Annotated in this window: 13 protein-coding genes; 9 read left to right on the top strand and 4 right to left on the bottom strand. The window is 56.5% G+C overall.

Going from position 1 to position 16806, the window contains the following annotated elements; genetic code table 11:
- Positions 1 to 13: 13 nt before the first annotated feature.
- The 3 genes from ACDO57_RS19090 to queF all read right to left on the bottom strand — a co-directional run bounded on the left by ACDO57_RS19090 (position 14) and on the right by queF (position 4149).
- Positions 14 to 1309, bottom strand: coding sequence for an HAAAP family serine/threonine permease (locus ACDO57_RS19090; RefSeq protein WP_024909280.1), 1296 nt, complete (start codon positions 1307 to 1309; stop codon positions 14 to 16).
- A gap of 516 nt (positions 1310 to 1825) precedes the next feature.
- Positions 1826 to 3190 (bottom strand): nucleotide 5'-monophosphate nucleosidase PpnN, encoded by a 1365-nt coding sequence (ppnN, locus tag ACDO57_RS19085; RefSeq protein ID WP_008499641.1) that lies wholly within the window; start codon positions 3188 to 3190, stop codon positions 1826 to 1828.
- 116 nt (positions 3191 to 3306) lie between these two features.
- Positions 3307 to 4149 carry an NADPH-dependent 7-cyano-7-deazaguanine reductase QueF gene (queF, locus tag ACDO57_RS19080; protein ID WP_024909279.1) on the bottom strand — a complete coding sequence of 281 codons (843 nt, stop codon included), beginning with the start codon at positions 4147 to 4149 and terminating at the stop codon, positions 3307 to 3309.
- Positions 4150 to 4218: 69 nt separating this feature from the next.
- Here queF and syd point away from each other — a divergent pair, with 69 nt between their 5' ends.
- The 8 genes from syd (at position 4219) to ACDO57_RS19040 (ending at position 12545) form a co-directional block, all read left to right on the top strand.
- A complete protein-coding gene (gene syd, locus ACDO57_RS19075) occupies positions 4219 to 4764 on the top strand; it encodes a SecY-interacting protein (protein WP_048990131.1) in 546 nt (181 codons plus the stop codon).
- Between the two features lie 631 nt (positions 4765 to 5395).
- Complete coding sequence (locus ACDO57_RS19070; protein ID WP_048990134.1) at positions 5396 to 5725, top strand: YqcC family protein; 330 nt, start codon at positions 5396 to 5398, stop codon at positions 5723 to 5725.
- Positions 5722 to 6498 carry a tRNA pseudouridine(65) synthase TruC gene (gene truC / locus ACDO57_RS19065; RefSeq protein WP_024909276.1) on the top strand — a complete coding sequence of 259 codons (777 nt, stop codon included), beginning with the start codon at positions 5722 to 5724 and terminating at the stop codon, positions 6496 to 6498. The genes ACDO57_RS19070 and truC overlap by 4 nt, the downstream gene beginning before the upstream one ends.
- Before the next feature lie 24 nt (positions 6499 to 6522).
- Positions 6523 to 6972, top strand: coding sequence for a flavodoxin (locus tag ACDO57_RS19060; protein ID WP_048990136.1), 450 nt, complete (start codon positions 6523 to 6525; stop codon positions 6970 to 6972).
- Positions 6973 to 7279: 307 nt separating this feature from the next.
- A complete protein-coding gene (gene gudP / locus ACDO57_RS19055) occupies positions 7280 to 8635 on the top strand; it encodes a galactarate/glucarate/glycerate transporter GudP (RefSeq protein WP_024909274.1) in 1356 nt (451 codons plus the stop codon).
- Positions 8635 to 9975, top strand: coding sequence for an enolase C-terminal domain-like protein (locus ACDO57_RS19050; protein WP_370884436.1), 1341 nt, complete (start codon positions 8635 to 8637; stop codon positions 9973 to 9975). Before gudP ends, ACDO57_RS19050 begins: the two co-directional genes overlap by 1 nt.
- Positions 9976 to 9990: 15 nt before the next feature.
- On the top strand, positions 9991 to 11328 hold the full coding sequence (gudD, locus tag ACDO57_RS19045; protein WP_024909272.1) for a glucarate dehydratase: 1338 nt from the start codon (positions 9991 to 9993) through the stop codon (positions 11326 to 11328).
- Positions 11329 to 11405: 77 nt separating this feature from the next.
- A complete protein-coding gene (locus tag ACDO57_RS19040; protein ID WP_370884435.1) occupies positions 11406 to 12545 on the top strand; it encodes a glycerate kinase in 1140 nt (379 codons plus the stop codon).
- Positions 12546 to 12648: 103 nt separating this feature from the next.
- Here the strand turns inward: ACDO57_RS19040 and barA are convergent, their stop codons facing one another.
- Positions 12649 to 15408 (bottom strand): two-component sensor histidine kinase BarA, encoded by a 2760-nt coding sequence (gene barA, locus ACDO57_RS19035; protein WP_024909270.1) that lies wholly within the window; start codon positions 15406 to 15408, stop codon positions 12649 to 12651.
- A gap of 57 nt (positions 15409 to 15465) precedes the next feature.
- Here barA and rlmD point away from each other — a divergent pair, with 57 nt between their 5' ends.
- Complete coding sequence (gene rlmD / locus ACDO57_RS19030; protein ID WP_370884434.1) at positions 15466 to 16764, top strand: 23S rRNA (uracil(1939)-C(5))-methyltransferase RlmD; 1299 nt, start codon at positions 15466 to 15468, stop codon at positions 16762 to 16764.
- The last annotated feature ends 42 nt before the right edge of the window (positions 16765 to 16806 follow it).

Below are 16806 nucleotides of genomic sequence, written 5' to 3'. Positions count from 1 at the left end.
GCGCGGGTGATAATCAGAACATGGTGTACAGGGAGTAGAAGATCGCAGAGATTGCGATAAGACCCATGATAACCACAAAGACGTTGCTCACATGACCGCTGTACTTGCGCATAGCAGGGACTTTCTGAATCGCGTACATCGGCATCAGGAACAGAATCATCGCGATGACCGGGCCGCCCAGGGTTTCAATCATGCCCAGGATGCTTGGGTTCAGCGTTGCTACCGCCCAGGTGGTGAGCAGCATGAACAGTGCAGTGATTTTGTTCAGCTTGTTGATTTCAATGCTCTTGCCTTTACCGCGCAGAGATTTAATCACCATACCGTTGAAGCCTTCACGTGCGCCGAGGTAGTGGCCCAGGAAGGATTTGGTGATGGCGATAATCGCGATGATAGGTGCCATCCACGCAATGACAGGTGCGTTAAAGTGGTTTGCCAGGTAAGACAGAATAGAGATGTTCTGCTCTTTCGCTGCCGCCAGGTCCGCCGGGGAGAGGCTCAGTACGCAGCTGAAGACGAAGAACATAACGGTCAGTACCATCATGATGTGAGCGCGTGCCAGGATGCTGGAGCACTTCTTCTCTGCACCATTACCGTACTCTTCACGTTTCGCAACAGCGAAAGAGGAGATGATTGGGGAGTGGTTGAAAGAGAACACCATTACCGGAATCGCCAGCCAGAGTGTCATCAGCAGGCCGTTACCGGTTGCCGACGCGCTGCTCAGGGACAGGGTTTCCAGCGCTGCACCGTTCCACTGTGGGATCAGGTAGCAAGCCAGTACCATCAGAGCAATAACGAACGGGAAGACCAGTACGCTCATTGCTTTCACAATCATCTGCTCACCGAAGCGCACGATGGTCATCATGCCCACAATCAGGATCAGAGACAGAATCGCACGCGGCGGCGGCGTCATGTGCAGCTGGTGCATCATGAAGCTTTCAACGGTGTTAGTGATCGCCACGCTGTAGACCAGCAGAATAGGGTAAATCGCGAAGAAGTAGAGCAGGGTAATCAATTTACCTGCGCCCACGCCGAAATGCTCTTCAACCACTTCAGTGATGTCTTCGCCCGGGTTTTTACCGGACAGCACGAAGCGGGTCAGACCGCGGTGTGCAAAGAAGGTCATCGGGAAAGCAATGATAGCCATAATGATCAGCGGGATCAGACCGCCGACGCCTGCGTTGATAGGAAGGAACAGTACACCAGCGCCGATTGCCGTGCCGTAAAGGCCAAGCATCCACATGGTATCCGTTTTGCGCCAACCACTTCGGGATTCAATCGAAGCAACGGTGCTGGTTTGAGTGGTTTCCATCTGTATCTCCTGGAGGAAGCGAATTGTCAGGTTTTTTAGTCAAATCCGATGAAAAAGTGCCTGACGGTAATATGAAATTCGTTCAGTGACGGTTTTTTAATAATTTTCACCCGTAACTATTGGCGGGCGGAAAGATACATTCTAGTTATGAATCTATCAGTGATCGTGATCCCAAATGCAATAATCCACTTATGATGTGGGCATCTTTAGACCATTTATCTGTTAAAAAAACATCAAAGAGAATTTACGGGCGCGAAGGCTACCACCAACGACATGTGCGCTGAAAGACCACCCCGTGATATAGGTGTCTTTCGCTGTAAAGAAATGGGTTTTTAGGATTTTCTGGCAGGTAATTTGGATTAAGGCTGATAATTTACGGTTGCAAAATGCAGGTAATCGTTTGCGTATGTGACAACTTTGTAAAAGATATAAGTGATGCCTATGAATTACATCAGGAATAAAAAAAGCCGGGACGCGCAACAGGGCGACCCGGCTTTGATGAGATATCGCTAAGCGTCAGGTGCAGATTTCGTAGCAAGGAATATAGGCAGAGCCCGGCAGCTTCATGCGGTGCTGGGCGACAAAGCCCTGCAGCATGTCATCCATGCGGCGCATCATCTCCGGATCGCCGTGGATCTTGTACGGACCGTACTGTTCAATGGCGCGGATGCCCACCTCTTTGACGTTGCCCGCCACAATCCCGGAGAAGGCACGACGCAGATCGGCGGCCAGGACTTCTACCGGCTGGTCCGGGTAGAGTTTCAGGTTCGCCATGTTCTCGTGTGAAGGCTCGAACGGGATCTGCAGGTCCGGCGCAATTCGGATTGACCAGTTAAAGCTGTACGCATCACCGGTATCGCGACGGTTTTCTTTCACCAATGGCATCGCTTTCTTCATCTGGCGGGCCACTTCTGCGGCATCGTCGATGATGATGCGATAGTGACGACGCGCGGCTTCACCCAGCGTGTGCACGATAAACTCGTCCAGCACGCGGAAGTAGTCGGCGCTCTCTTTTGGCCCGGTCAGGATCAGCGGCAGAACCTGATCTTTGTTGGCCGGGTTCATCAGAATACCCAGCAGGTAGAGCAGCTCCTCCGCTGTCCCCACGCCGCCCGGGAAGATGATAATGCCGTGGGCGATACGGACAAACGCCTCAAGACGTTTCTCGATATCCGGCATGATAATCAGCTCGTTAACCAGCGGGTTAGGTGGCTCAGCCGCGATGATGGACGGCTCGGTCATGCCGATGAAACGCCCCTCTTTATAACGCTGCTGCGCGTGTCCAACCGCCGCACCTTTCATTGGCGCTTCCATCGCACCCGGACCACAGCCGGTACAGATATTCAGCTCGCGCAGGCCAAGCTGGGTGCCCACCCGGCGCGCATAAAGGTATTCGGTTTCGTTAATGGAGTGACCGCCCCAGCAGACGACCATGTTCGGCGCTTCACCCACGTGCAGGGCACGGGCGTTACGCAAAATGGAGAACACCAGGTTGGTGATATGGACCGAGCTTTCCAGGTCGAGATGCTGGAAACGGCCTGCGTTGTGGATCTGCCCGTTAACAAACAGAATGTCACGCAGCACGGCAAACAGGTTAGCCTGAAGTGAACGAATGATGCGCCCGTCGACAAAGGCCTCTTCCGGCGGGTTGATGACTTCGAGCTTCACGCCACGCTCGCGGCGCAGCACGTTGATATCAAAGCTTTCGAAGCGGGACAGCAGTTCTTTACTGTTATCTGTCAGGCTTCCGGAGTTCAGTACGGCAAGTGAACAGTTACGAAACAGTTGATAAAGATCGCTGCTGGCCGTGCGTTTAAGCATGTCCACTTCCAGCTGCGACAACATATCCATTGAGCCAAGCGGGCTAATATGTGTAATCAAGTGAGCTCCTTACGGGACGATTATCGTCTTTCCCTGTTGATTACAATAGCCCTGGCGCGTGACGTTTCACAACCTAAAGCGCGGAAGATACCGCGCATATTGTGAAAATATTTATATTACTGACGCACCAGCCGTCCCGTCGCCGGCACAAAATCGGTGTTGGTGCGCCACGGGTTAATGTCCAGACCGCCGCGGCGGGTGTAGCGCGCGTAAACGCTCAGCTTCTCCGGCTGACAAAAACGCTGAATATCGCTAAAGATGCGCTCCACGCACTGCTCGTGGAATTCGTTGTGATGGCGGAACGACACCAGGTAGCGCAGCAATTTTTCCCGGTCGATTTTTGGGCCGCGGTACTGGATCTGCACCGAGCCCCAGTCCGGCTGGTGGGTGATCAGGCAGTTGGATTTCAGCAGATGGCTGACCAGCGTCTCTTCGACCACTTTTCCGCTCGCCGCGTTTTCGAGGTAACCGGCGCTGAATTCATAATTCTCCACCTCGATATCCTGATCGTCGATGCAGGTCCCGTTGAAGTGGGCGACAGGCTGCCCTTCCAGCTCGTGCAGGCGATACAGTGAAACGCTTACCTTACCCTGCGCGCAGGCGCTTAAGTCACGTTCCAGGGTGTGCTGAACGTCGTCCCAACTGTTGAATTTTGTCTGGTTAAAACTGTTGAGATACAGCTTAAAGCTTTTGGACTCGACGAGATTAACGCTGGCGTAATCCAGCTCGACGTGGCCCACCGCCACCTGCGGCAGACCGCGTGCGTTGAGCCAGGAGAGTTCGTACAGCGTCCAGATATCACCGCCGACAAACGGCAATGCGTCCGCATGCAGACCCAAAGGATCGCGATTCAGGCTGCGCGGTACGCCCTGCAGCAGGCTTGCATCGTAGGTATCGCGGTAATCGGTCGATTTACCCAGCGTTAAGCCGGTTAACGCCTGATGATTTTCGTAAGACATGTTTCATAGCCACTTTACAGGTACACTTATGGGCTGAGTTTATCCTGTCTGACAAGAAGAGAGAAATCGGTGGACGTCGAAACTGCAAATGCCCTCACTACCTTCACGACCCGCTATTGCGACGCATGGCATGAAAAGCAGGGCTCGTGGCCGCAAAGTGCTGATTTATATGGTGTACCCTCGCCGTGCATTATCTCTTCGCTTGAGGATTACGTTATCTGGCAGCCGAAGCCCAATACCGGCGAGCAAAATGTAAATGCGGTTGAACGGGCAATGGACATTGTGGTACAACCAGCGGTTCATGCGTTTTATACCACGCAGTTCGCAGGGGATATGCCCGCGCGCTTTGCTGATATCACGCTGACGCTGTTGCAGACCTGGAGCGAAGACGATCTGCAGCGTGTTCAGGAAAACCTGATTGGTCATCTGGTCACGCAAAAGCGCCTTAAGCTTTCTCCGACGCTCTTTATTGCCACGCTGGACAGTGAACTGGATGTGTTATCCGTCTGTAACCTGTCAGGTGAAGTGGTTAAAGAGACTATCGGTACCCGCAATCGCGAGACTCTCGCCCCCTCTCTTGCGGATTTCCTCACCCGACTTGAGCCACTTCTGTAATCCATGATGCTATAGCGCGTGTGAGAGATCTCTTACAAGGTTTGTGAGAGATCGCTGGAACATTCAGTATTACCTCATTTAGTTCAGATTAATATTACTCTGTTTTTCAATGGATTACGGGTTTATTGCACCTTTTTTAGGGATTTCTTACAGCTTACACACCCGAAAGGGTGGGTTGTAAGACGAAGCGGAATAGCGGATTCTATCTCCGTCGACAGGATGCCGACACGAGAAACGAACATCAGGATGATGGCGTATCTCACTCAGGACTCGTCAGGATGGCGCTGCAGGAAGGCTTCAGGATGAAGCGAAGTGGATTACGCAGGATGCGTAAGGGACACCTCCAGGAAGGAGAACGAGAGCCGGTCAGGATGGTCGGTGGGTCTGGAAGGCCAGGACGTTTCAGGATGAAACAAACACGTCAGGAAGATGTGTGCAGGATGCATCGGTTTACGGATGACCAGGCCTTCGGGCTTCAGGAAAAGTTGTCACGGATGAGCAGGGAGCACGAATTGTAGCTGGAATGCTGCGGAACGAACCGGGAGCACTGTTTTTACAGTGCTCCCTTTTTTTATTTCTGTCTTCCGCAATGCTATGCTGCGCGCCGTTCACTTTTTCAGTTGAGGTTACTATGACGCAACACGATAGCGTTCGTGCTCAGTTGCACGCCATCGAAGCCCTTTTGCGCCAACATCAGCTGTGGCAGGAGATCGCGCCGCAGCCAGAAGCGTTCGCGAGCACCCAGCCCTTCTGCCTGGATACGCTGGCCCCGTTTGAGTGGCTGCAGTGGGTGTTAATTCCGCGCATGCACGCCCTGCTTGAGGGTGGTCACCCGCTGCCGCAGGCGTTTGCTGTCTCTCCCTACTATGAAATGGCGCTCGAGGCGACGCACCCTGCGCGTGACGTGATGCTGGTCGAACTGGAAAAACTGGATGCCCTGTTTGCCGGTGAAGATGCATGACGCTTGAGATCCTCTATCAGGACGAGTGGCTGGTGGCGGTGAATAAACCGTCAGGCTGGCTGGTGCACCGCAGCTGGCTGGATCGCGACGAGAAAGTGGTGGTGATGCAGACCGTTCGCGACCAGATTGGTCAGCATGTTTTTACCGCCCATCGTCTCGACAGGCCGACCTCCGGCGTGCTGCTGATGGGGCTGTCCAGCGAAGCTGGCCGTCTGCTGGCGCAGCAGTTTGAACAGCACCAGATCCAGAAGCGCTACCACGCGATCGTGCGTGGCTGGCTGACCGAGTCCGCCACCCTGGACTACCCGCTGGTGGAGGAACTGGACAAAATTGCCGATAAATTTGCCCGCGATGACAAAGGTCCGCAGCCTGCGGTGACGGATTATCGCGGCATGGCGACGACGGAAATGCCGGTGGCCACCAGCAAATTTCCGACCACGCGCTACAGCCTGGTTGAGCTTCTGCCCAAAACCGGGCGTAAGCACCAGCTGCGACGCCATCTTGCACATCTGCGCCACCCGATTATTGGCGACAGCAAGCACGGTGATTTGCGCCAGAACCGCAGTGCGGCCGAACACTTTGGCTGCCATCGCCTGATGCTGCACGCGAGCGAACTCAGCATGACGCACCCGTTTACCGGCGAGCCGCTGACTATCCGCGCGGGGCTGGACGACGTCTGGATGCAGGCGCTGTCACAGTTTGGCTGGTTGGGACAACTCCCCGAAAATGAAAGGGTTGAGTTTGTATCGGGCAACGTTCAGGATGAACAGTAAACGCATTCATTATGGGAAAATATCATGGCTGAAGTAGGCATTTTTGTCGGCACAATGTACGGCAATTCGCTGCTGGTCGCGGAAGAGGCTGAGGCGATTCTGGCAAGTCATGGCCATAAAGCCACGGTCTATGAAGACCCGGAGCTGGCAGACTGGGAAAAGTATAAAGACAAATACATTCTGGTGGTGACCTCCACCACCGGGCAGGGCGATCTGCCGGATAGCATCGTGCCGCTGTTCCAGGGCATTAAAGACCAGCTTGGCTATCAGCCAGATGTACACTACGGCATCATCGCCCTCGGCGACAGCTCTTACGCCAACTTCTGCGGCGGCGGCAAGCAGTTCGATGCGCTCCTGCAGGAGCAGAGCGCCCAGCGCGTCGGCGAGATGCTGCTGATTGATGCGGGTGAGCACCCGGAGCCAGAAAGCGAATCAAACCCATGGGTCGAGCACTGGGCAACGCTGCTTAAATAACCCTGCGCTATATCGATGGTAGGCCGGGTCAGGCGTAGCCGCCACCCGGCATTACACTCCGCACCAAACGCCATTTCCGTGAACCACCTTCCACTCCTCTGGGCTTATGCCCTAAACAACCTCCCTCACACCCTTTAATACTGTGTTTTTGCACGGTGAGAGAAGGTGTCACTCCTTCATATACTTTCCTGGTCACGATAAAACGGCTTCAGGCCGTACCAAAACGACAAAACAAATCTCATTCTGATTACCCTACCGGTGCTGTACAGAATGAACCTGGCGAAAGCTATGTTTCAGGAGTGCAACAATGAGTACATTAAGCCACGCGGCGAGCAGCGCTGAAAAGCGCACCAACGCCCGCTACTGGATAGTGGTGATGCTGTTTATCGTCACGTCCTTTAACTATGGTGACCGCGCCACGCTGTCGATTGCCGGTTCGGAAATGGCAAAAGATATCGGCCTTGATCCCGTGGGCATGGGTTACGTTTTCTCCGCATTCTCATGGGCCTACGTCATCGGGCAAATTCCTGGCGGCTGGCTGCTGGACCGTTTTGGATCTAAACGCGTCTATTTCTGGTCCATCTTTATCTGGTCCGCCTTTACCCTGCTGCAGGGCTTCGTCGATATCTTCAGCGGCTTCGGCATTATCGTGGCACTCTTCACGCTGCGCTTCCTGGTTGGCTTAGCGGAAGCGCCATCCTTCCCCGGCAACAGCCGCATTGTCGCTGCCTGGTTCCCGGCGCAGGAGAGGGGAACCGCGGTGGCGATTTTCAACTCCGCACAGTACTTCGCAACGGTGATCTTCGCGCCAATCATGGGCTGGCTGACGCATGAGGTGGGCTGGTCGCACGTCTTCTTCTTTATGGGCGGACTCGGGATCGTCATCAGCTTTATCTGGCTGAAAGTGATCCACGAACCCAACCAGCACCCTGGCGTGAACAAAAAGGAGCTGGAGTACATCGCGGAAGGCGGCGCGCTGATCAACATGGATCAGAAATCCTCGACGGCGAAAGTCCCGTTCAGCCAGAAATGGGCGCAGATCAAGCAGCTCGTCGGCTCGCGCATGATGATCGGGATCTATCTGGGCCAGTACTGTATTAACGCCTTAACCTACTTTTTCATCACCTGGTTCCCGGTTTACCTGGTGCAGGCCCGCGGCATGTCGATTCTGAAAGCGGGATTCGTCGCCTCGGTCCCGGCAATCTGCGGTTTCGTGGGGGGCGTCCTCGGCGGGGTGATTTCCGACTGGCTGATGCGCCGCACGGGGTCACTGAACATCGCGCGTAAAACGCCTATCGTGCTCGGCATGCTGCTCTCCATGACCATGGTGTTCTGTAACTACGTCAATGCCGAGTGGATGATCATCGGCTTTATGGCGATGGCCTTCTTCGGCAAAGGCATTGGCGCGCTGGGCTGGGCGGTGATGGCGGATACGGCCCCGAAAGAGATCAGCGGCCTGAGCGGCGGTCTGTTCAACATGTTCGGCAACATCTCCGGGATTGTTACCCCCATCGCGATCGGTTACATCGTCGGCACCACCGGATCGTTCAACGGTGCGCTGATCTACGTGGGTGTGCATGCGCTGGTGGCGGTATTGAGTTACCTGGTGCTGGTGGGGGATATCAAACGCGTCGAACTTAAACCTGTTGCGGAGCGTGGCTGATGACAACGCAATCGAGTCCAATCGTCACGGAGATGAAGGTCATCCCGGTGGCCGGGCAGGACAGCATGCTGCTCAATATTGGCGGTGCGCATAACGCCTGGTTTACCCGCAATATCGTCGTACTGAAAGACAGCGCAGGAAATACCGGCGTGGGCGAGGCCCCTGGCGGAGAGGTGATTTACCAGACGCTGGTCGATGCCATTCCGCAGGTCGTGGGCCAGGAAGTGGCCCGTCTGAACAAGGTGGTCCAGCGGGTGCATAAGGGCAATCAGTCGGCAGACTTTGAGACGTTCGGTAAAGGTGCCTGGACGTTTGAACTGCGCGTCAACGCGGTCGCCGCCCTGGAGGCCGCCCTGCTCGATTTACTGGGTAAGGCGCTCAATGTCCCGGTCTGCGAGCTACTGGGGCCCGGTAAACAGCGCGATGCGGTCACCGTGCTGGGCTATCTGTTCTACGTTGGCGATCGCAATAAAACCGATCTCCCCTATCTGACCCGAACCGCGGGCGACCACGACTGGTATCAGTTGCGCCATCAGGAAGCGCTCTCCAGCGACGCGGTGGTGCGGCTGGCCGAGGCGGCGCAGGATCGCTACGGCTTTAAGGATTTCAAGCTGAAGGGCGGCGTGCTGCCCGGCGAGCAGGAGATTGACACGGCCCGGGCGCTGAAAAAGCGCTTTTCGGATGCACGGATCACCGTCGATCCCAACGGCGCATGGCTGCTGGATGAAGCGATTAGCCTGTGCAAAGGGCTGGGGGATGTCCTGACCTATGCGGAAGATCCCTGCGGCGCGGAGCAGGGTTTTTCGGGCCGTGAAGTCATGGCTGAGTTCCGTCGCGCCACCGGGCTGCCTGTCGCGACCAATATGATTGCTACCAACTGGCGCGAAATGGGTCACGCGGTGATGCTAAACGCCGTCGACATACCGCTGGCGGACCCGCACTTCTGGACGCTTTCAGGCGCAGTGCGCGTGGCGCAGCTGTGCGACGACTGGGGGCTGACCTGGGGCTGTCACTCGAACAATCACTTTGATATTTCGCTGGCGATGTTTACCCACGTTGGCGCGGCGGCGCCGGGTAACCCGACCGCCATCGACACCCACTGGATTTGGCAGGAAGGGGAAGCCCGCCTGACGAAAAATCCGCTGGAAATCATCAATGGCAAGATTACCGTACCGGATGCGCCGGGCCTGGGCGTGGAGATTGACTGGGATCAGATCCATAAAGCCCATGAGGCGTATAAAAAAATGCCGGGTGGCGCGCGTAACGACGCGGGCCCGATGCAGTACCTTATTCCCGGCTGGACATTTGACCGTAAGCGCCCTGTTTTCGGACGTCACTGATAAAAGGATTGAACGATGAGTACTTTTTCTACCCCTGTAGTTACCGCCATGCAGATCGTTCCGGTTGCGGGCCATGACAGCATGTTGATGAACCTGAGCGGCGCGCATGCGCCATTCTTTACCCGCAACATTGTCATTATCAAAGACAATTCCGGCCATACGGGCGTGGGCGAAATTCCGGGCGGGGAGAAGATCCGCCAGACGCTGGAAGATGCCATTCCGCTGGTGGTGGGCAAAACGCTGGGTGAGTACAAAAATGTCCTCAACACCGTGCGCAACACCTTTGCCGATCGCGATGCCGGTGGGCGTGGCCTGCAGACCTTCGATCTGCGCACCACCATTCACGTGGTGACCGGGATTGAATCCGCAATGCTGGATCTGCTGGGTCAGCATCTGGGCGTCAACGTTGCGTCGCTGCTGGGCGAGGGTCAGCAGCGCAGCGAAGTGGAAATGCTGGGCTATCTGTTCTTTGTTGGCGACCGCAAGCTGACGCCTTTGCCGTACCAGGGCCAGCCGGACGAACAATGCGACTGGTACCGGCTCCGCCACGACGAGGCGATGACTCCGGATGCGGTGGTGCGCCTGGCGGAAGCCGCTTATGAAAAATATGGCTTCAATGATTTCAAACTGAAGGGCGGCGTGCTGGCCGGTGAGGAAGAGGCGGAAGCCGTGACCGCGCTGGCAAAACGCTTCCCGCAGGCGCGCGTGACGCTGGATCCGAACGGCGCATGGTCGCTTAATGAGGCCATTGCGATCGGTAAACAGCTGAAAGGCGTGCTGGCGTATGCGGAAGATCCGTGTGGGGCAGAGCAAGGCTTCTCAGGACGTGAAGTGATGGCGGAATTCCGTCGCGCTACGGGGCTGCCGACCGCGACCAATATGATTGCGACCGACTGGCGTCAGATGGGACACACCCTGTCATTGCAGTCTGTTGATATTCCGCTGGCGGACCCGCACTTCTGGACGATGCAGGGATCGGTGCGCGTGGCGCAGATGTGCCATGAGTTTGGCCTGACCTGGGGCTCGCACTCTAACAACCACTTCGATATCTCTCTGGCGATGTTCACGCACGTCGCCGCCGCCGCGCCGGGCACGATCACCGCTATCGACACCCACTGGATCTGGCAGGAAGGTAACCAGCGTCTGACTAAGCAGCCGTTTGAGATCAAAGGTGGCATGGTGCAGGTGCCTTCCACCCCGGGGCTGGGGGTTGAGCTGGATATGGATCAGGTCATGAAGGCCCACGAGCTGTATCAAAAACACGGTCTGGGCGCGCGCGACGACGCGATGGCGATGCAGTATCTGATCCCGGACTGGACATTCGACAATAAACGCCCGTGCATGGTACGATAAACGCATTGGGACCGCTCCCATGAGCGGTCTTTTACGTGGTGTATGCTTAACGTAACGACTATGCGTAAGGATGGCTTATGAAAATTGTTATCGCACCGGACTCGTATAAGGAAAGTTTGAGTGCGCTTGAGGTTGCGACAGCGATAGAACGTGGTTTTCGCGAGATCTTTCCCGAGGCGGTTTACGTCAAACTGCCGGTCGCGGACGGTGGCGAAGGGACGGTTGAGGCGATGATCGCGGCAACGCAGGGACGCATTGTACATGTTCCGGTAACCGGCCCGCTGGGTGAGCGCGTGGAAGGGTTTTATGGCTTATCCGGTGACGAGCAGAGTGCCTTTATTGAAATGGCGGCGGCAAGCGGCCTGGAGCTGGTTGCGCCTTCGCAGCGTAATCCGCTGAAAACCACCTCCTGGGGCACGGGCGAACTGATTCGTCACGCGCTGGATGCGGGCGTTAAGCATATCATCATTGGCATTGGCGGCAGCGCCACCAATGACGGCGGCGCAGGGATGGTGCAGGCGCTGGGCGCTAGATTGCTCGACGCCAGCGAACAGCCTCTTGGGCAGGGCGGGGGCGAGCTGGGAAAACTCGCGCGTATCGACCTGAGCGGGCTGGACAGACGTCTGGCGGAGTGCCGGATAGAAGTCGCCTGTGATGTGACGAATCCGCTTACCGGAAAGGATGGCGCGTCAGCCGTATTTGGCCCGCAAAAGGGGGCCACTCCCGAGATGATCGTTACCCTGGACAACGCGCTGGCGCACTATGCGAGCGTGATTGCCCGGGATCTGGATATCGACGTGCTTAACCTTGCTGGCGGCGGCGCGGCGGGTGGCATGGGAGCCGCGCTGTACGCCTTTTGCGGCGCGCAGCTGCGCCAGGGCATTGAGATCGTGACCGATGCGCTACACCTGGCCGACCAGGTGGCCGATGCGGATCTGGTGATCACGGGAGAAGGTCGCATCGACAGCCAGACGATCCACGGCAAAGTCCCGGTGGGCGTGGCGAAAGTGGCAAAACGCTTTAACAAACCCGTCATCGGCATTGCAGGCAGCCTGACGGCGGACGTTGGCGTGGTTCACGATCACGGCATTGATGCCGTGTTTAGCGTGATCTACACCATCTGCTCGCTGGAAGACGCGCTGGAAAATGCCGGTGAGAACGTCAGGATGGCCGCAAGGAATATCGCGGCGGTGCTGAAAGTGGGGCAGGGGATGTAGTTCTCCCTCTCCCCGTGGGAGAGGGGCGGGGTGAGGGCATCAGGCCGCACCCGCACCCGCAATCGTAGGTCCGGTAAGGCGAAGCCGCCACCGGGCTTCTACCTCAGCTCCCCAACACCTTCATCGCTTCCCGCGTCACGTTATCCATTTCATCCAGCAGCTCCAGGAACTCCGGTTCAAGCTCCGATTCCGGCGTACCGGCACGCAGCTGCTGCTCCAGCAGCTGGCAGAGGTTTTTCAGCCGCGGTACGCCGCTGTACCCGCAGCTACCGTGCAGCTTGTGGATTGCTTCCAGCAGATCTTCCGGGTTTTCACCCACCAGCTGCTCTTCCACCTTATTGCGAATTTCCGGCAGGAACGCGACCAGCATTTGCAGCATCTCGCGGGCCAAATCGGGTTTACCTGCCGCCTGGCGCAGAGCAAGCTGCCAGTCAAGGGTCGCGTTCTGGTTGACGGTTATTTCAACCGGCTCGCTGGATACCGTGTACGTCCCGCCAATATGACCCGGCTTATAGCGTAACAGCAGGTTATGAAGTTTCTCTTCATCGATTGGCTTCGCCAGATAATCATTCATTCCGGCGCTCAGCAGCTTCTCTTTTTGACCGGCCATCGCGTGTGCGGTGACTGCAATCACCGGCGTTTGTTGCTGATGCGGCAGCTGGTGGATCAGCTCGCAGGCCCGAATGCCATCCATGCCCGGCATCTGAATATCCATCAGGATTAAATCAAACTGCATCTGCTTGGCCTGCTCGACTGCCTGCGCTCCGCTGGTGCACAGCTCAACGTGCTGAACCTGGTCTTCAAGCAATGCGCCAATGAGCTTCAGGTTGGCCGGATTATCATCCACCGCCATGACGCTCATCGGCAATTTTTGCTCATCGTCAATCATCGGGAGGGCATGCTGGCTGAGACGGCAATATTCCGTGAGCGCAGGCAGCAGTCGGGTCGCGGTGAGCGGTTTAAGCAAGCAGGCGGCTGCCCCGTCATTTTTCAACTCTTCTGCATTGAGCTGCGCGTGACAAGGCAGCGCCAGCAGCAGGTAGTCGGTCATCGACGCGGCTTTCGCCAGTCGCTCCTGCTGCATGGTCAGCTCGCCGGTGAAGGTGACCGGGATCCCCATCAGCAGGATGTCGTAATGCTCAACGGCCAGAGCGGAGAAGGTTGGGCTGTAGACCACCTCCAGCGGCGTGGTGCTTAAGATGTCGAGCGCGCACTGTGCCGCCGCCGCGTTAGGTTCGACGTAGGCCAGACGTTTGCCTTTCAGGCAGTCCGTCACCGGGCCATCGGTCAATACGTTTGGATTGAGGTCCAGATTAATGTGGAACCAGAAGGTTGAACCGCGGTTCGGCTGGCTGTGGAAAGAGATATCGCCGCCCATCTCGTTCACCAGGCGTTGCGTGATCACCAGCCCCAGACCGGTGCCGCCATGACGGCGGGAGATACTGGCATCCGCCTGACGGAACGCCTGGAACAGACGCGACTGGTCGCGCTCCGGAATCCCGATGCCGGTATCGCGGATCTGGACTTCAATCTGCACTTTATTGCTGCTGATCGAGCGTTTTTCTACCAGAATGTCGATGTTACCGCTTTCGGTGAATTTAATGGCATTCCCGACAAGGTTGGTAATGACCTGCTGCAGGCGCAGCGGATCGCCAATAACGTTATCCGGCACGTCGTTTTTAATGTTGAGCGTCAGCTCAAGGCCTTTGTCGTGCGACGAGTGTGCGAGCAGCGTCACCACCTCATCGAGCGTACTGCGAAGCGGGAAGGGAATGCTTTCCAGGATCAGCTTGCCCGCCTCCAGCTTGGAGAAGTCCAGCACGTCGTTGATGATCGCCAGCAGGTTGTTGGCCGAGCGCTCAATGGTGTGCAGGTGATCGCGCTGAGTCGGGTTGAGCTCGCTTTTCAGGGTCAGGCGGGTGAAGCCGATCACGCCGTTGAGCGGCGTACGCAGCTCGTGCGACATATTGGCCAGGAATTCCGACTTAATACGCGCCGCTTCCTGAGCGCGCTTTTTCGCCAGATCCAGCTCAACGTTCTGGATCTCCATCTGCTCCAGCGTTTCGCGCAGGTCGGACGTCGCCTGGTCAACGTTGTGCTGCATCTCTTCGTGGTACGCCGCCAGCGACATGGCCATCGAGTTGATGCCGTTCTTCAGCATATCCAGCTCGCCCAGCATAAACCCTTCCACCCGGCTGTCGAGCTGTCCCCGGCGGATGCGGTCAACCGTGTTAACCATGTTACGGATGGGGCCCGTCACGTCGCGCATCAAGCGCCAGCCGAAGATCAGCGCAATGCCGATGCAGAACAGCATCATCACGCCAGAGATAAAGATCTCTTTATACTGCTGTAGCCGGACCGACTTGAGATCCAGCTCCAGCGCCACATATCCCAGCATATTATTGCTGGATTTGGCGTCAGATTGCGCAGACTCATCGGGTGAATAGCTTTCCGACACGATCGGCGTGCGCAGGATCATGATATCGCCGCGCCGCAATACGGTGAGGTGGCGCGGGAACGGCGTACCGTCCGGGATCTTCAGGGCCGCCGGATCGAGATGAAAATTCGAGGTGACAAACAGGCGGTTATGTTCGTCGTAAACGGAAATGGCGCGTACGATGTCCGAGTGGCGCCGGTGGAGTACGCTGATTAACTGCCCAATGGATTCGCGGTTTTGCAGGTTCATGCCGTACTCGCTGGAAACGGCAAGCGGTTCGATAATGCTGGCGCCTGCATCCTCCAGCTGTCGCTGCAAATCGTTATAGCGGTGCACCACAAAGAAGATACTCAGCAGCAAACCGATGAGAACGGTGGGGGCGAGGATCAAAATCATCATGCGCGCGCGCAGGCTGTAGTTGGTCATGGCGTTCCGTTATGGGACAATTAAGATAATTATGTTTATGTGAGAAAAATCTCGGCGATGGCGCAATTCTACTCTGCAAAGCGACGCGTGACGACGCGTCAAATCATCACTGTTGAAGCCACGGACCTCGATCCGTTTGGTCAGGGAGTGGCACGTCACAATGGTAAGGCTCTGTTTATAACAGGTTTACTGCCAGCAGAACGAGCAGAAATTACGCTGACGGAAGATAAACGCCAGTTCGCGCGCGGGCAGGTTAAGCGTCGCCTCAACGATAGCCCGGAGCGCGTGAATCCCCGCTGCCCACATTTTGGCGTTTGTGGGGGCTGCCAGCAACAGCACGCGAGCACAGAATTACAGCAAAAAAGCAAAAGCCGCGCGCTGGCGCGTCTGCTTAAACATGACGTTAATGAAATTCTCGCCGATGAGCCCTGGGGCTATCGTCGGCGCGCACGCCTGAGCCTCAGCTATCAGCCAAAAACGGATCGGCTGGAGATGGGGTTTCGCAAGGCCGGCTCCAGCGACATCGTTGATGTGAAGCAGTGCCCCATTTTGGTGCCCCATCTTGAGGCATTGCTTCCGGATGTGCGCACCTGCCTCTCCGGGCTGGACGGCATTCGCCATCTCGGGCATGTCGAACTGGTCATGGCCAACAATGGACCGCTGATGGTCCTGCGCCATACCGCGCCGTTGTCGAAAAAAGATCGCGAAAAACTGGAACGCTTTTCGCATTCACACGACCTGGCGCTTTTCCTTGCACCACAAAGCGAGATACTTGAGCAGGTTACCGGTGAGGTGCCCTGGTATGCGTCAAACGGACTACGCTTAACGTTCAGCCCGCGGGATTTCATTCAGGTGAATGACGGTGTTAACCAGCAGATGGTTGAGAAAGCGCTGGCGTGGCTGGATGTTCAGAAAAGCGATCGGGTGCTCGATCTGTTCTGCGGAATGGGCAACTTCACGCTGCCGCTGGCGCGAAAAGCGGCCAGCGTCGTCGGCGTGGAAGGCGTTGAGGCGCTGGTGGCGAAAGGGCAGGAGAACGCACAGCAGAACGGCTTGCAAAATGTGACATTCTTTCATCAAAATCTTGAGGAAGATGTTACCCAACAGCCGTGGGCAAAACAGGGCTTTGATAAAATCCTGCTTGACCCGGCGCGTGCCGGTGCCCCAGGTGTGATGGCACATATTATTAAACTCGCGCCAAAGCGTGTGGTCTATGTTTCCTGTAACCCGGCAACGCTTGCCCGGGACAGTGAGGCATTACTCAGCGCGGGTTACCAGATTCAGCGTCTGGCAATGCTGGACATGTTCCCGCACACTGGGCATCTGGAATCGATGGTGTTGTTCGAGCACATCTAATTTGTTTGGCTTGTCGACTTCGACAGGCCCTGGTCCCTAAAG

It is taken from the genome of Enterobacter cloacae complex sp. 2015409 (genome assembly GCF_041365315.1).
Classification (GTDB): domain Bacteria; phylum Pseudomonadota; class Gammaproteobacteria; order Enterobacterales; family Enterobacteriaceae; genus Enterobacter; species Enterobacter pseudoroggenkampii.
Note: the sequence above shows the minus strand (reverse complement) of the source record. Positions and strands in the feature narration are given on the sequence as shown.

Excerpts from the sequence above, each read along its gene's own strand:
- ACDO57_RS19070 (WP_048990134.1), top strand. The coding sequence starts at position 5,396 with ATGACGCAACACGATAGCGTTCGTGCTCAGTTGCACGCCATCGAAGCC.
- ACDO57_RS19090 (WP_024909280.1), bottom strand. The coding sequence starts at position 1,309 with ATGGAAACCACTCAAACCAGCACCGTTGCTTCGATTGAATCCCGAAGT.
- barA (WP_024909270.1), bottom strand. The coding sequence starts at position 15,408 with ATGACCAACTACAGCCTGCGCGCGCGCATGATGATTTTGATCCTCGCC.
- truC (WP_024909276.1), top strand. The coding sequence starts at position 5,722 with ATGACGCTTGAGATCCTCTATCAGGACGAGTGGCTGGTGGCGGTGAAT.
- gudD (WP_024909272.1), top strand. The coding sequence starts at position 9,991 with ATGAGTACTTTTTCTACCCCTGTAGTTACCGCCATGCAGATCGTTCCG.
- rlmD (WP_370884434.1), top strand. The coding sequence starts at position 15,466 with ATGGCGCAATTCTACTCTGCAAAGCGACGCGTGACGACGCGTCAAATC.
- ACDO57_RS19060 (WP_048990136.1), top strand. The coding sequence starts at position 6,523 with ATGGCTGAAGTAGGCATTTTTGTCGGCACAATGTACGGCAATTCGCTG.
- queF (WP_024909279.1), bottom strand. The coding sequence starts at position 4,149 with ATGTCTTACGAAAATCATCAGGCGTTAACCGGCTTAACGCTGGGTAAA.
- gudP (WP_024909274.1), top strand. The coding sequence starts at position 7,280 with ATGAGTACATTAAGCCACGCGGCGAGCAGCGCTGAAAAGCGCACCAAC.
- ACDO57_RS19040 (WP_370884435.1), top strand. The coding sequence starts at position 11,406 with ATGAAAATTGTTATCGCACCGGACTCGTATAAGGAAAGTTTGAGTGCG.
- ACDO57_RS19050 (WP_370884436.1), top strand. The coding sequence starts at position 8,635 with ATGACAACGCAATCGAGTCCAATCGTCACGGAGATGAAGGTCATCCCG.